Here is a 12946-nt window from a genome sequence, read left to right as displayed (position 1 = left end):
AGAATGACGTGCTGATCGTCGTACCGATAAACCTCGCTTTCACCGACAGCGTTGGTCGCTGAAACCAACCGTCCAACTTCGTCATAGGCGTAGGAAACGACGTTCTGTTCAGTCACCCATTCAAAGGGTTCATGCCCTTTGGCGCGATGAACCTGATAGTCCACCGCCACGATGCGGCCAAACGCATAGCGCAAAAACAGCGAGCGACCCGCACCGTTATCCAGTCGTTCGATTCGCCCCAAACGATCACGGCTGATGCGCAGCCGGTTGTCATACGTATCGCTGATGGCCGTCAGCACACCGTCGCGAAAGTGATAAAAACGCGACGCCTGAGCCAGCACTAACTCATCGGGCAAAGCGCCCAAGTAGATCGCCGCTTCGGCCAAGCTATTGGTAATCGCCGGCCGAGCCACCGTAGGCAAGGGTAGGGCAGTCGACCGGTTCTCATGATCCGTCCACACCACCGAATCACCCGTAACCACCAACCGCTGGGCCAGCGCATGACTCCAGCCAAACCCCAAGCCGCAATCCACGTCCACCGCACTGGTGCGATACAGCCGCGTCCACTCAAACGGCAAAACCCCATCCAAGGTGCCGTCGGTGAGGGTCAGCAATTCTTCCCCGGTCACCATCGACACCGGGCATCCATTAGTAGCCGTCTTATCCGCAGCCGCCGCCGCATCCCCGTTCGGGTTTTTAGCCGACGCAGGCACATCATTAACCGACTCTTTCTGCTTGAGAACCGCGTTCTGCCGCGCCCGCCAGCGCATCTGCATCGTGCCTTGCTTGAGCCCGCCGACCACGCCGCGAACCGCCACCGCCTTGTAGCGATCCACCGCCTGCATAAACCTGGTCAGAATCGTGAGCAGGCTCCTGACAAAACCAACGGCGGCTTCAAGAATCTGTGCGCCATACTTGACCAACCGTACACTCAGATACGCCACTCCCGCCGCCGGCAGCGCGATCATCAACACCGCGCCAATCACCAGGTCAATCAACAAGGACACCACAAACCCGGCCGCCACCTCGGCTATCTCGCCCGGCGGCAGCGCGTCCAGCCACAGCATGGCCGTGCGCACTATCAGGTACAGCGCCGCCTCATCACTGGCCAGCAACATCGCCTGTTCCATGACCTTGGGCGCATCGGTGGCCAACTGCGCCAACTTGGCGGCCTCGGTGCCGAGCTGCTCGACGTATTTCAACGGGTCTTCAAGAATCGCCTGCACCAGCTTGATGCTGTCCCACACGTCCCGGATCGCCGCCCAACTGCCCGCCAGCACGCCGCTGCCAATCGCGCTGGCGGTCGATTGCTGCCAATAGGGTTTGAAGTCTTTCCATTGCTCGCGCAGCCATTGCTCCAGGTCCGCCGTCAGCCCGGCGTAGGACGCAAACAACGCGTCCACCTGGTGCGCAGAAACGCCGCCCTGCACCCGCACCTCATATCGCCCGCCTGCCACGCAGGTGTGTGAGCCTTTGCCGTGTTCATCCAGCATGATCACGGTGGAACTGCCGTCATCCAGTCGAATAACCTCAACCGGGATGTCGCCGATCGGCACGTCGTACACCGACTCGAACGTGCTTTCGATCTTCAGCACACCGCCCGCCGGGCAGCGGGCGACGGTGGAAAAACGCGTATCGGAAATACTGACTGATTGTTGCGAATCCCCCGCCCTCAGCACCCGATCCATCCCCAGCAACGACGGCATATCCGTTGCGTGGCTGAGCGAATCCAATGCCCGCGCATACCAGGCCCCCATCTGCTGGCGATACTCCGCCATGCTCTGATGAAAGCCATTCAGTTCATGTTCGATAAAGGCAATGTGGGCAGCGTTGGTCATCCGTGACGTCTCGGCAAGATGGCAAGGCGTCGGAGTCTGCTGCAGGAAAAAGCGGCTGGACGAGTGGTTGGAAAAATCAGAAATAGATGACTTTAAGCGGGTAAAAACCGCAAAAAACTAACCCGAAGGCCTACACAAAAAAGCGATTCAGCTCATTGCGCCAGCCTTGACGACAACCTCGACACCACGGCGGCCTATGCCTACTTGGATAACCGCGCGAGTGCGACCTAGCAGGAGCGATAAGTCGTCGATAAGGCAATTTAATGGCCCCTTTGTAACAAAATTCTCGCCAGAATCGCTTTTATTTTCAGGTGGTTAGGTGGGGATGCAAATGCGCACTGTTGGAATGATGCTGATCGCCTGCTCCCTGGCCGGCGGCGCGGCTGCCGTGCAGGCACGGGAGCTGCGCGAAGGTGACAAGTACATGTGCAGCTGGGGCGCAGGCACCGCCGCCAGGGCTCAGGAACTCAAACTGTCGGGCGTGTCGCTGTATGCCGCGCGGCAGAAGATCCAGACCATCAAGTTCAGCAAATCGTGGATGCGCATGATGGCGATGGGCATCACCGAGCAGACTTATGACAGCCCTTCACGTCTCAAACCTGAGGTGATTCGTCAGAGTTTTTATCAGGATTGCCTGCGTTACAAAGTGGCGCGCAAATGATCCACCGGCGATTTGCACTGGCCAGTGCAAAATTTGCGTAAACCTGTCCAACTTTGCCCTGGCGTGCCTCGCCATACTGGCGCCAGGTAAACCAAGAGGCACAGGCCATGACTGATTACGTATTCACCCCCGCGCCAACCCCATCCCTGGCCATACAAGGCAGCGACGCGCGTTTCCCGCTGCGTCGCGTCTTCTGCGTAGGCCGCAACTACAGCGAGCACGCCCGCGAAATGGGGCATGACCCGGATCGCGAGCCGCCGTTTTTCTTCATGAAGCCGGCGGATACGGTAGTGCCGGCCAAAGGGGTGATTGCTTACCCGCCGTTGACCGCTGACCTGCACCACGAAGTGGAACTGGTGGTGGCCATCGGCAAAGACGGGGTGGATATCAGCCCGGAACAGGCTTTTTCGCATATATGGGGTTATGGCGTCGGCATTGACCTGACTCGCCGAGACCTGCAGGCCCAGGCGAAAAAGCTCTCCCGTCCGTGGGAATGGGCCAAGGCTTTCGATGAGTCGGCGCCCAGTACCGCGTTGCAGCCTGTGAGTGCGGTAGGGCACCCGTCGAGCGGCAAAATCTGGCTCAAGGTCAATGGTGAGCAACGCCAGCTCGGCGACCTGGCCGATCAGATTTGGTCGGTCAGTGAAGTAATCAGCCACGCCTCCAAATCGGTAGCACTCAAGGCCGGTGACCTGATCTTTACCGGCACCCCGGCGGGCGTCGGCGCGTTGCAGCCGGGGGATGTGGTCACCGCCGGCATCGACGGCGTTGGCGAGTTGAGTTTCACCCTCGGCCAAGGTTGAGGCTAAAGTGGTGCCCAGGCCACCCGAGAGACTGTTATGCCAGGCACCCGCGTCACCACCTATGGCATGGAGCAACGCAGCGACCGCCCCGACTTCTATATCCGCGATAAACGCGGGCGGGCGGCGCTGACCAGCCCGCATCGGCATGAATACTTCCAGATCCAGATCAACCTGGGCGGCGACACCGTGCAACATATCGGCGGCGCGGTGCGACCGTTTCCGCACAAAGCCCTGGCGTTTATCCTGCCCCATCGCCTGCATGTGATTCCCCACCCGCAAGACGGCGAGTTCATGCTGATCAACTTCAGCCAGGCGTTTTTCCTGCCGCAATTGACCTGCGATCCGTTGGATTTGGAGGACATCCCCATCGGCCAGGCGCCGGAGTTGTCGCCATTTCGCTTTCAGGAGCAACTGGATTTCATTCTCGACGACGCGGCCTTCGACGAAGTGAAAACCTGGCTCGCGCATATGCGCACCCTGGACGCCCATCGCACGTTCGGCGCCCGTGAGCGACTAAAAGGCTATCTATTCCAACTGGTCGGCCTCGTCTGCGAACAGTACGCCGAACCCTTGCAGGCATTTGCCGCCAATAACGCCACGCGGCGCGGTCGCAAAGACGCCCTGGCAAGGCTGCAGGGCTATATTCGCGAGCATCTGCACGAACCGACGCTCAACCTGACCGACGCGGCGGCCGCTGCGTTCCTGTCGCCCAACTACCTCACTCATCTGCTACGCAAAGAAACCGGCAAACCCTTTTCCCAATGGGTGCTTGACCGTCGCATGCAGTTGGCGCGCACCTTATTGCTCAACAGCGCGCAAATGATCGGTGTGATCGCCCAGCGCTGCGGGTTTACGGATCAAGCGTACTTCTCCCGGTGTTTTCGTAAGGCCCACGGCTTGACCCCAGGGCAGTTTCGCCGTCGGCAGCAGACAGAATCCTTGTAGTCGCGCGCTTTCTCTTACAAATCCACCACAATGTATATGTTTCTATTTGCATACAATCGCATGTTGTAGGGGAGGAGGCGTTCATGGAAAACCTCGTACGATTGGCGACGCTTGCGGATATCGACAGCTTGTTTGCCATCCGCACCGCGGTGCTGCAAAACCACTTGAGTCGTGCACAGCTGGCCGACCTTGGCATTACGCCGCAGGTGTTGGCAGACAGTATCCGCGAAGCGCCGTGTGTTTGGGTCGCGCACGTGAATGGCCAATCCGCCGCGTTTTCCATGGTCGACCTGGCCGAAGGCGAGGTGTTTGCGATGTTCGTGCACCCTGCCTACGAGGGCCGTGGCTTGGGCCGCCGACTGATGGCGGTGGCTGAAGCCGCGTTGTTCGAACGCCACGACAGGTTGTTTCTGGTCACGGATGGACGTGATGAAATAAGGGCCAATGGGTTTTACCAACGACTGGGTTGGTCGAAGGTGGGACGGGTCGATGGCGACGATGTCCGTTATGAAAAGAGCAGGGCGCCTTAAAGCAATGAACCTACCAGAACCCTCTCCGGCCAACAGCTTTCGCTATTTTTCGATCGGGGTTCTGTGCGTGGCGGTGCTGCTCGGCGTCTGTTTTATACGGTTTAACGCCCAGGTAGACCGTGATCGGCAAGAGGCAGCAGAGCGCCTGGCCCTCTGCCAACGTATAGAAAACGTTGCTCGCGCGGCATCGCCCGCAGGCTTTGAGTCGCCCGAAGCCTGCAAACAATTAAGACAGCGGTATTCCGACAGTGTCGCGCCGTTGTAGGCAATAACCCCATTTTAATAGCGGAAATACAGCCGAGAAGTCGTTAGGGTTATAACGCTTAATTGCACCAAAAAGTGGCACTTTTAGTCTTCGACACCCTGAAAATTGTGTGGTTATTGAATGACTTACGACGCTTTTAATCCGACGAAAGGATTAAAATAATCTTGTGACAGGTTTATCCAGTCGGTAGTATTGCCGGGCGTTCACCTCCCACGGTTTATGCATTTTTAAATCCCAAGTTTCCATCAGCTACTTGGGATTTTTTTTGCCCGGAGTTTGACTTCGACGTCAAGTTTCAATATCGGCAAACTCCGCCCGCATCCGTCCATTACGTTTGGCCTGGTACAGCAACTTGTCGACGGATTCGACAAACCCCAGCATCGCGCTGTTCGGTGTTACGACATGGGTGCCGACTCCCAGGCTCAGCGTCAGTAACTGGGAAACCGCTGAAAATTCGTGCTCGATCTGCTGCTGGCAGATCAGATGCAGGCAGCGTCGGGCCACCTGCCTGGCTGATGCCGCGTCGGTCTCCGGCAGCAACCACACAAACTCCTCGCCGCCGATACGTGCGATGAAATCCCGTGGCCGGTTGGCCGCCAGCGACAAGGTACGAGCCACCTGGCGCAGGCATTCATCGCCCTTGAGATGGCCGTAGTGGTCGTTGTACTGCTTGAAAAAATCAATATCGAGAATGATCAACGACAACGGCAGCTGGCTTCGCTGCGCGCTGGCCCATTCCCGTTCGAGTACGGTGTCGAACATCCGGCGGTTGGCGATGCCGGTGAGGCCGTCCTGAAAGGAATACTCCTCCAGTTGTTTTTGCAAGCGGATCAGGTGTTCTTCGGTCTTCTTGCGCTCGCTGATATCGAACATAAAGCCAATCAATGCCTGGACTTCATCGTCCTTGCGCACCACATGCACCACGTCGCGAATCCACACATAGTCGCCGTTCACTGTCAGCGCGCGGTAATCGGCTTCATGGTCCACGCCGGCGCGTGATTGCGACACGCAGAAATTCACCACGTATTCGCGGTCGTCCGGGTGCATCCGTTCTACCCAGTCATCCACGCTGACCCAACTTTGCGGGGTCCAGCCCAACAACGTTTCGATCTGCGGTCCGATATAGCTGAAGGTCATGGTCTGCCAGTCAATGCGCCAGGGGATGGCCTTGGTCGACTCCAGCAGCGTCCTGTACACGTCACTATCAGGCTGGCTCGGTGGATTGATGCTCATGGCGGGCTGCTCGAGTGATGGCGAAAAGCCAAGAGCGTCTTTTGAACCACGCCGCGAGTCAAGCCTTCGCCAAAGTGACGGACGAGAGGTCGTGTGCTGGGTTTCTGGCGTCAGCGCACCAGCATTTACGGGGCAAAATGCGGCACAGGTATCACTTTTGAATTAATTGTTCAGTAGCAGACAAAACCTTATCTATGCTGGATGCATCACACCAACAGGGTAGAACCCAGGGACGGGGGCTCAGCATGATTTCGATCATCGAACTCAACCGCATCATGGCCGTGGGCTTCCTCCCGCTTTCCTGTGATTGCAGTTTCAACAGCGACGGCTCGCTGCGCATCAGCGTGTTCGAGCCGGCGTCCGGTCGTGTCGACTTGCTGCTGACCCGGGTGTCGCCCAAAGGCCTGGACAGCATCCGTTCCATCTCAAACCTGATTGGCGAATTGCGCACCGAGATCAAGGCCGGGCGCCGTGGCTTTGCTGCGGTGGGCTAGCTGTTGACGGTGCTGGTGGGCGTGGACACTGCGCCGTAGTAGCGCCAGCAGCAATGCCGGTGTTCCGGCAGGATCACGCAGCCGCTGAGGCTGACGATCAACAGGGCGGCAACCAGCATATAGAGTCGACGGGACATGATATTTTTCCTCATTGTGTGTTCTGCGTTACCTCTTGAACGCCGCTACCTGCGCAAATCCGTCGCGATGCCTGCACACATTTCATCAAGCCCCCTCATCCCCTGAGCAATACTCCTTTCAATCTCGGCCTTGAAAAAAAGCTGCGCGACGTGCGACGGATTTTTCGGCGCACGCCGTTCAACTCATCAGCAGCGAGCATTTTCGTTCGCCATATGGAGGAGTTGCCATGAGAACACTGGCCAAATTGCGCTATGCCCTGTTGATCCCGATGGCCTTTGCCGCGCTTGTCAGTACCCCGACCTTTGCCCAGACCGAAGTGATCATCCGCCAGGCGCCTCCGGCAGAACGGGTTGAAGTGATCCCTGCCGAACGCCCGGGCTACGCGTGGGACCGTGGCCACTGGAAATGGGAACGCGGTGCCTATGCATGGGTGCCGGGCCATTGGCAGCCGGTGATGCGCAATGCCCGCTGGGAGCCTGGGCACTGGGAATCCCGTGGCCCGAACTGGTATTGGCGCGAAGGCCATTGGGTCCGCTGAAATTTGATACTTAGCCTGCGGACCGAGAGTTACCCGATTGAAAGACACTGATCCGGACGTTGAGCTACTGGCGCGTATCAGCAACAACGAGCCTGCCGCCGTCAACGAAATGGTAACGCGCAAGTTGCCGCGTTTGCTGGCGCTCGCCAGTCGGATCCTGGGGGATGCCGACGAAGCCAAGGACGTCGCCCAGGAAAGTTTTCTGCGGATCTGGCGCCAGGCGGCCAACTGGCGCGCCGGCGAAGCGCGTTTTGACACCTGGCTGCACCGGGTGGCGCTCAACCTGTGCCATGACCGCCTGCGCCGGCGCAAGGAACGCCCGTTGAACGAGGAGGAGGTGCTGACACTGGCGGACAGCGCGCCGTCCCCCGATGAGCAGTTGGAAACAGCCGACCGCAGTGCCCGAATGGCCGCTGCATTGGCCAGGTTACCCGAGCGCCAGCGCGAAGCCATTGTGCTGCAGTACTATCAGGAGCTGTCGAACATCGACGCCGCGGCTCTGATGAATATCAGCGTCGAGGCACTGGAGAGCCTGCTGTCGAGGGCCCGCCGCCAGTTGCGCAGCCAACTTGCCGACACACCCGGGCTTGCCCGCCCAGGAAGGGGAAAATCATGACACCTGAACGATTTGCGCACTTGGCTGATGCCTATGGAGCCAGCCTGCACCGCTGGCCCATCGCTGAACAGGCCGCGGCCCAGGCCTTGCTCGACAGCGGTAACGCCAGCGCGCGCGAGGCGTTGTGCGAGGCGGGCTGGCTGGATGGGCAGTTGGACAACCATCAACTGGCATTCGCAGATCCGGCACTGGCACGGCAGATTCGCCAGTCAGCCCCGCGACGCGCCTCTTTCTGGCCGCGCTATGCCAACTGGTTATCGCCCGCCGGCCTGGTCGGTGTGGGGATTGCAGGTATCGCCGCCGGGGTGCTGGTGGCGTCGTTGAGTGTGCCATTGCCCATGTTGTCATCCGAAGTGCTGCCCAGTGTCTTCGATCAGGGCGATGCCGACGTCGTCTTCACTGTCAACGCCGAGGAAACCGAGCAATGACCGTAAAATCCCTTAAACCCTGGCTGGTCGTCTCGGTGTTGCTCAACGTGTTCCTGATCGGCGGTGTAGGTGGCGGCCTGTATCACTGGATGGCCACTGCCAAGCCGGCCGAAGCGGTGGTCAACCAGCACGGCCTGCGCCAGGCGATGATCAAGTTGCCGGCAGAGCGCCGCAAAGAGTTGCGCCAACTGCTGCGGCATAACCGTGCTGACAGCCAACCGCTGATCATGGCCGGTCGCGAAGCGCGCCTGGGTGTGATCAAACAACTCGAAGCGCCGACGCTGGATCACGATGTACTGGTGGCCGAACTGGCCAAGGCCCGCGAAGCGGATGTCGCGCTCAGGGCGCTGGTGGATGCCACACTGGCGCAGTTCGCAAGCAACTTGCCCCAGGACGAGCGGCAGAAACTGGTCGAGGCGCTGTACCAGCGCGGGCAGGGCAAAACCAAGGAGAAACTCCCCCAGGTCGCGGGGAATAAACCGCGTTCTTGATCTGTATGCAGGTGACGACCTGGCTCCTGAGTCAGGCCCGGTCAGCTGTGGGGGCTGGCTTGCCTGCGATGCAGGCGACTCGGTCTTTGCGATCTAAGCGCACTGTCCACCTGCAACCTCGCCATACCCACTTGATGCAACACCGAAATCCCCAACATTCGTGACGTCCGGTGCAGACCCGTGCGCACGACAATCAGCGGATTAAAGCGGTTGGATGGCCGAGGCAAGACGTACAGCCGCTGCCGCGTTCGTCAAATCCTTTGTCGAACGGCAGAAAACGGAAGGCGGGGTGAGGCGGGGAGTCAGAGGCGACGCAGGAAGGATTTGACGATGTGCCGGGTGGCGTCGGTGGTGTCCAGCTCGTCCATGGCACTATAAGCGTGCCACCGGCAATCAATGATCTCGTTGCGTGGGTGCGCCTCGGCAATGTTCACCACCGAGGCTTCGAACACATGATGCACCGTGTCGCGGGCTTTCAATTCCTGCAAGTACAGCAGGCCGTCCACGTTCAACCCGGTTTCTTCTTGCAGCTCGCGTGCGGCTGCCCCGACCGGGCGCTCGTCACGCTCGACCTTGCCGCCCGGCAATGCCCATTTTGACCTGGCCTTGCGCACGAAGAGGATGCGCTCCTCATGTTTGCAAATGACGGTTGCACGTATTTTCAAGGTCTACACCTCCCTAGTTGAATGACTGTCATGAAAGTGTAATGCAATTGTCATGCTAATCGGCGGTGGCGCGCACGGGTGGTGATGTGGATACTTCCCCCTTGATAAAACGGACGAGGACAACTGATGAATACCGTACGTTGGGGCATGATTGGCTGTGGCAGTGTCACTGAGTTAAAGAGTGGACCCGCCTTCTACAAAGTGCCAGGTTCTGCGCTGGTGGCCGTGATGGGGCGCCGCGAAGCCGCTGTGCGCGATTATGCGGCACGCCACGGCATTGCCCGTTTCTATACCGACGCCCAGGCACTGATTGACGACCCTGAAGTCGACGCGGTGTACATCGCCACCCCACCCGACAGCCACCTTGAATACAGCCTGATGGTGGCTGCGGCGGGCAAGCATTGCTGCGTCGAGAAGCCCATGGCCATCAACGCCGAGCAAAGCGCGCTGATGCAGCGCACCTTCGAGCGCGCCGGGCTGCACTTGTTTGTGTCCTACTACCGCCGTTCGCTGCCACGCTTTCAGCAAGTGCGCGACTGGCTGCGGGACGGGCGCATCGGTGAGTTGCGCCATGTGACCTGGTCGCTGTGCAAGCCGCCAGCGCCCGCCGACGCCAGCCCTGCCAATTGGCGTACCGACCCGGCCATCGCCGGCGGCGGCTACTTTGCCGACCTCGCCAGCCATGGGTTTGACCTGTTCCAGTACCTGGCGGGCGATATCGTCGAAGTCACCGGTTTTACTGCACGACAAGCGGGGCAGTATGCGGCTGAGGATGCGGTGACGGCCTGCTGGACCTTCAGTTCGGGCGCGCTGGGCATGGGCTGCTGGAACTTTGTCGCGGATCGCCGCGAAGACCGGGTGGAGCTGATCGGCAGCGCTGGCCGCATCACGTTTGCGGTGTTCGAGGACGAGCCGTTGCGTCTTGAAGGTGAGGTTGACGAAGTGTTGGAAGTGCCTTGCCATGAACATATCCAATGGCATCACGTGCAGGCCATGAACGCGCACATTCGTGGGGAAGCCGAGCATCCTTCACTGGCGATCGAGGCGCTGAAGACGGATCGAATTCTGGATAAAGTATTGCTACGCAATCCGCGCCGTCCTGATTGATTTTCCTATGGCGGGCGTTGCTTTTGTGACTGTCGGTTGGCACTGGCCAGGACCCACACTAGTCGCTTACTTTTTCAAGGAATGGATCGATGAACTACAAGGCAGCCTTAGTGGCACTGGGGCTGGTGCTGGCCAGTATGGCGACGCAAGCCGCACCACGGGAGCAACGGCCGGCGGGGCATTTTGATTTTTATGTGCTGTCATTATCATGGTCACCAACGTTCTGCCTGACGCACCCGGGTAACGAGCAATGCTCGGGCAAAGGCTATGGGTTTGTACTGCATGGGCTGTGGCCGCAGTACGCCAAAGGCGGCTGGCCGGCGTCGTGTGATGCGCAATCGCGGTTGTCGGCCGATGAGTTGGCCAAAGGTGCGTTGATCTTCCCGACACAGGCCCTGCTCAAGCATGAGTGGTCCAAGCACGGCACCTGCAGCGGGCTGGAGGCTTCGCGCTACCTGGACGCGACCGATACGGCCCTGGCAGCGGTGCAGATTCCGCAGCAATTGCAGCCGTTCAACGTGCCGAATTACCTGGATGCGCAGGCGATTGAAAGCCTGTTCCGCCAGAGCAACCCGGCCATGGGCGACCATGGCATGGCCGTCATCTGTAAGGGCAAGGTGTTGTCCGAAGTGCGGGTGTGCCTGAGCAAGGAACTGCGCTTCGCCGGCTGCCCAAAGAGTGTGAAGACCCAGTGCAAGGGTGGGGACATTCGGATTCCGGTTCAGCGTTGATCACGTACCGGGGTGCAATGCGATGGCGGCAGGCGCCGTTGCGCTCGACGCCCCGGCCCGATCCGCCAGGTAACGTGCCGGCGGTTGGCCCACCGTTTTGCGGAACATCGTGATAAAGCCGCTGGCGTTCTCATAACCCAGGTCCAGCGCGACCCGCTGCACACTTTCACCCTTGGCCAGGCGTTGCAGTGACAGGATCACATGCAACTGCCGGCGCCAGCGCCCGAAACTCAAGCCTAACTCCTCTAACAGCAGGCGCGTCATGCTGCGCTCGCTCATGCCAATGCGCACGGCCCACTGGCCGAGCGTGGCTTTGTCTGCCGGGGCGGCCAGCAGGCTGTCGGCCAGGCGCCGCAGCCGCAGGTCCCGGGGCATGGGCAGGTGCAGGGCTTCAACCGGGGCCTGCGCCAGTTCGTCCAGCAGCGTGCTGATCAGGCGCCCCTGCGCACTGTCTTCTTCATACAAGTGCGGGAAGCTGACCGCTTTGCTGATCAGCTCATGCAACAGGCCTGACACCGCCAGGGTGCAGCACTGCGCGGGCAGGGCGCCGGCGGCATCCGGATCGATCAACAGGCAATACACTTCCGCCTCCCCGGAGCCCCGTGCGGCATGCGACAGACCACCGGGAATCCACAGCGCGCACTGCGGCGGCACGATCCAGATTCCGGCCTCGATCTGGCAATGAATGACCCCGCGCAGCGTGTAGATCAACTGGCCCTTGCGATGAGCGTGCGCGGCGTGTTCCCAGCTCTCGGACGTGCTGGTGGCGCCCACCGCCACGACCGCGCGCGGGATCACGTCGGCGTCTCTGGCCCTGGCAGGGTCGTGCTGATCAAGGCGATGGCGTTGCATGGCGGGTTCGCTGCTTGGCTGAATTGCGAAATATATTGGCTATTTTATGCAATGCCGTCCAGGGGGATGAACTCTATAGTGAGATCCACTCTCATTTAGGAGCTCTGCCATGCGACTCGACAGTTCGACGTTCCCTGTGGTGAAAATCGTGTTTGACGCGCCCAACGAAGGCGGCCCGGATGACACATTCGTGATTTTTGAACGCCTGCTGGCACGCGAGCAATCGTTCGTACTGCTGCACGAAAAAGCCGTCGACGAAAGCAACCATGAACACTCCCACGAAGAGCGCAAACAGGCCTCGATCTGGATGAAGAAAAACAAACAGGCCTTGCGCACGTACGTCAAAGGCATGATCCAGGTCGAGCCGAGCGCGGCCAAGCGCCTGGCACTCAAGCCGTTTGCCGTTACGTTCGGCAAGGCCTGGGGCTACCCATTGCTGGTGGTCGAGTCCAGGGACCGCGCCTGGGCGCTGGCGCGGGATGTGCTGGATGAACAGGTGTCGGATGTGGCGCATTTCTAAACGCCGCCGCACAAACCCTGTGGGAGCTGGCTTGCCTGCGATGGCGGTGGGTCAGCACCTTGATGGTGGCTGACACGGCCCCATCGCAGGC

The 12946-nt window shown here is 59.8% G+C and carries 17 protein-coding genes; 12 read left to right on the top strand and 5 right to left on the bottom strand.

The features are described from left to right. Positions 1 to 1838 (bottom strand): RHS repeat domain-containing protein (locus ACDZ94_RS14555; RefSeq protein ID WP_432750355.1); only part of this gene is annotated, 1838 nt, incomplete at its 3' end. Positions 1839 to 2169: 331 nt separating this feature from the next. Between ACDZ94_RS14555 and ACDZ94_RS14550 the strand changes: the two genes are divergently transcribed. From ACDZ94_RS14550 to ACDZ94_RS14535, 4 genes are all read left to right on the top strand, one after another. Further along, entirely contained in the window at positions 2170 to 2499 is a 330-nt protein-coding gene (locus ACDZ94_RS14550; RefSeq protein WP_064454919.1) for a hypothetical protein, read from the top strand. A gap of 107 nt (positions 2500 to 2606) precedes the next feature. Then, a complete protein-coding gene (locus ACDZ94_RS14545) occupies positions 2607 to 3302 on the top strand; it encodes a fumarylacetoacetate hydrolase family protein (protein ID WP_064452057.1) in 696 nt (231 codons plus the stop codon). Positions 3303 to 3338: 36 nt separating this feature from the next. Next, positions 3339 to 4247 carry a helix-turn-helix transcriptional regulator gene (locus tag ACDZ94_RS14540; protein ID WP_221294530.1) on the top strand — a complete coding sequence of 303 codons (909 nt, stop codon included), beginning with the start codon at positions 3339 to 3341 and terminating at the stop codon, positions 4245 to 4247. Between the two features lie 83 nt (positions 4248 to 4330). Further along, positions 4331 to 4777 carry a GNAT family N-acetyltransferase gene (locus ACDZ94_RS14535; protein ID WP_432750354.1) on the top strand — a complete coding sequence of 149 codons (447 nt, stop codon included), beginning with the start codon at positions 4331 to 4333 and terminating at the stop codon, positions 4775 to 4777. A gap of 553 nt (positions 4778 to 5330) precedes the next feature. On the opposite strand, the gene ACDZ94_RS14530 is transcribed toward ACDZ94_RS14535, so the two are convergent. Further along, on the bottom strand, positions 5331 to 6275 hold the full coding sequence (locus tag ACDZ94_RS14530; RefSeq protein ID WP_064452060.1) for a sensor domain-containing diguanylate cyclase: 945 nt from the start codon (positions 6273 to 6275) through the stop codon (positions 5331 to 5333). A gap of 245 nt (positions 6276 to 6520) precedes the next feature. On the opposite strand from ACDZ94_RS14530, the gene ACDZ94_RS14525 reads away from it, so the two are divergent. Next, the gene (locus ACDZ94_RS14525) at positions 6521 to 6769 is read left to right on the top strand and encodes a DUF1652 domain-containing protein (RefSeq protein WP_432750353.1); all 249 of its coding nucleotides are present in this window, start codon (positions 6521 to 6523) and stop codon (positions 6767 to 6769) included. Here ACDZ94_RS14525 and ACDZ94_RS14520 read toward each other — a convergent pair. Beyond that, the gene (locus ACDZ94_RS14520; protein WP_167353692.1) at positions 6766 to 6906 is read right to left on the bottom strand and encodes a hypothetical protein; all 141 of its coding nucleotides are present in this window, start codon (positions 6904 to 6906) and stop codon (positions 6766 to 6768) included. The genes ACDZ94_RS14525 and ACDZ94_RS14520 overlap by 4 nt on opposite strands. Positions 6907 to 7133: 227 nt before the next feature. Here ACDZ94_RS14520 and ACDZ94_RS14515 point away from each other — a divergent pair, with 227 nt between their 5' ends. From ACDZ94_RS14515 to ACDZ94_RS14500, 4 genes are read left to right on the top strand one after another with little or no spacing between them, the layout of a single operon-like run. Beyond that, positions 7134 to 7445: a YXWGXW repeat-containing protein gene (locus tag ACDZ94_RS14515; protein WP_064452062.1), complete on the top strand. Its 312-nt coding sequence runs from the start codon at positions 7134 to 7136 to the stop codon at positions 7443 to 7445. A gap of 37 nt (positions 7446 to 7482) precedes the next feature. Continuing rightward, positions 7483 to 8061: an RNA polymerase sigma factor gene (locus ACDZ94_RS14510; protein WP_221294532.1), complete on the top strand. Its 579-nt coding sequence runs from the start codon at positions 7483 to 7485 to the stop codon at positions 8059 to 8061. Next, positions 8058 to 8489, top strand: coding sequence for a hypothetical protein (locus ACDZ94_RS14505; RefSeq protein ID WP_432750352.1), 432 nt, complete (start codon positions 8058 to 8060; stop codon positions 8487 to 8489). The genes ACDZ94_RS14510 and ACDZ94_RS14505 overlap by 4 nt, the downstream gene beginning before the upstream one ends. After that, a complete protein-coding gene (locus ACDZ94_RS14500; RefSeq protein ID WP_064452065.1) occupies positions 8486 to 8980 on the top strand; it encodes a periplasmic heavy metal sensor in 495 nt (164 codons plus the stop codon). The genes ACDZ94_RS14505 and ACDZ94_RS14500 overlap by 4 nt, the downstream gene beginning before the upstream one ends. Positions 8981 to 9282: 302 nt before the next feature. Here the strand turns inward: ACDZ94_RS14500 and ACDZ94_RS14495 are convergent, their stop codons facing one another. Next, positions 9283 to 9645: an NUDIX hydrolase gene (locus ACDZ94_RS14495; RefSeq protein ID WP_064452066.1), complete on the bottom strand. Its 363-nt coding sequence runs from the start codon at positions 9643 to 9645 to the stop codon at positions 9283 to 9285. A 126-nt stretch (positions 9646 to 9771) separates the two neighbouring features. Here ACDZ94_RS14495 and ACDZ94_RS14490 point away from each other — a divergent pair, with 126 nt between their 5' ends. Continuing rightward, positions 9772 to 10752 carry a Gfo/Idh/MocA family protein gene (locus tag ACDZ94_RS14490; protein ID WP_407017331.1) on the top strand — a complete coding sequence of 327 codons (981 nt, stop codon included), beginning with the start codon at positions 9772 to 9774 and terminating at the stop codon, positions 10750 to 10752. 89 nt (positions 10753 to 10841) lie between these two features. Continuing rightward, complete coding sequence (locus tag ACDZ94_RS14485) at positions 10842 to 11483, top strand: ribonuclease T2 family protein (protein ID WP_432750351.1); 642 nt, start codon at positions 10842 to 10844, stop codon at positions 11481 to 11483. On the opposite strand, the gene ACDZ94_RS14480 is transcribed toward ACDZ94_RS14485, so the two are convergent. Next, positions 11484 to 12335, bottom strand: coding sequence for an AraC family transcriptional regulator (locus tag ACDZ94_RS14480; RefSeq protein ID WP_064452069.1), 852 nt, complete (start codon positions 12333 to 12335; stop codon positions 11484 to 11486). 109 nt (positions 12336 to 12444) lie between these two features. Between ACDZ94_RS14480 and ACDZ94_RS14475 the strand changes: the two genes are divergently transcribed. Then, positions 12445 to 12855, top strand: a complete 411-nt coding sequence (locus ACDZ94_RS14475; RefSeq protein ID WP_432750350.1) for a hypothetical protein — start codon at positions 12445 to 12447, stop codon at positions 12853 to 12855. The last annotated feature ends 91 nt before the right edge of the window (positions 12856 to 12946 follow it).

Origin of the sequence: Pseudomonas sp. UBT (assembly GCF_050915955.1) — a bacterium.
In the GTDB taxonomy this organism is placed as follows: domain Bacteria; phylum Pseudomonadota; class Gammaproteobacteria; order Pseudomonadales; family Pseudomonadaceae; genus Aquipseudomonas; species Aquipseudomonas antarctica_A.
This window is presented reverse-complemented; position numbering and strand designations above follow the sequence as displayed.

What these genes read in the sequence shown, in the direction of transcription:
- ACDZ94_RS14480 (WP_064452069.1), bottom strand. Translation starts at nt 12,335, where the DNA reads ATGCAACGCCATCGCCTTGATCAGCACGACCCTGCCAGGGCCAGAGAC.
- ACDZ94_RS14500 (WP_064452065.1), top strand. Translation starts at nt 8,486, where the DNA reads ATGACCGTAAAATCCCTTAAACCCTGGCTGGTCGTCTCGGTGTTGCTC.
- ACDZ94_RS14530 (WP_064452060.1), bottom strand. Translation starts at nt 6,275, where the DNA reads ATGAGCATCAATCCACCGAGCCAGCCTGATAGTGACGTGTACAGGACG.
- ACDZ94_RS14515 (WP_064452062.1), top strand. Translation starts at nt 7,134, where the DNA reads ATGAGAACACTGGCCAAATTGCGCTATGCCCTGTTGATCCCGATGGCC.
- ACDZ94_RS14550 (WP_064454919.1), top strand. Translation starts at nt 2,170, where the DNA reads ATGCGCACTGTTGGAATGATGCTGATCGCCTGCTCCCTGGCCGGCGGC.
- ACDZ94_RS14520 (WP_167353692.1), bottom strand. Translation starts at nt 6,906, where the DNA reads ATGTCCCGTCGACTCTATATGCTGGTTGCCGCCCTGTTGATCGTCAGC.
- ACDZ94_RS14540 (WP_221294530.1), top strand. Translation starts at nt 3,339, where the DNA reads ATGCCAGGCACCCGCGTCACCACCTATGGCATGGAGCAACGCAGCGAC.
- ACDZ94_RS14485 (WP_432750351.1), top strand. Translation starts at nt 10,842, where the DNA reads ATGAACTACAAGGCAGCCTTAGTGGCACTGGGGCTGGTGCTGGCCAGT.
- ACDZ94_RS14505 (WP_432750352.1), top strand. Translation starts at nt 8,058, where the DNA reads ATGACACCTGAACGATTTGCGCACTTGGCTGATGCCTATGGAGCCAGC.
- ACDZ94_RS14490 (WP_407017331.1), top strand. Translation starts at nt 9,772, where the DNA reads ATGAATACCGTACGTTGGGGCATGATTGGCTGTGGCAGTGTCACTGAG.
- ACDZ94_RS14475 (WP_432750350.1), top strand. Translation starts at nt 12,445, where the DNA reads ATGCGACTCGACAGTTCGACGTTCCCTGTGGTGAAAATCGTGTTTGAC.
- ACDZ94_RS14535 (WP_432750354.1), top strand. Translation starts at nt 4,331, where the DNA reads ATGGAAAACCTCGTACGATTGGCGACGCTTGCGGATATCGACAGCTTG.
- ACDZ94_RS14525 (WP_432750353.1), top strand. Translation starts at nt 6,521, where the DNA reads ATGATTTCGATCATCGAACTCAACCGCATCATGGCCGTGGGCTTCCTC.
- ACDZ94_RS14545 (WP_064452057.1), top strand. Translation starts at nt 2,607, where the DNA reads ATGACTGATTACGTATTCACCCCCGCGCCAACCCCATCCCTGGCCATA.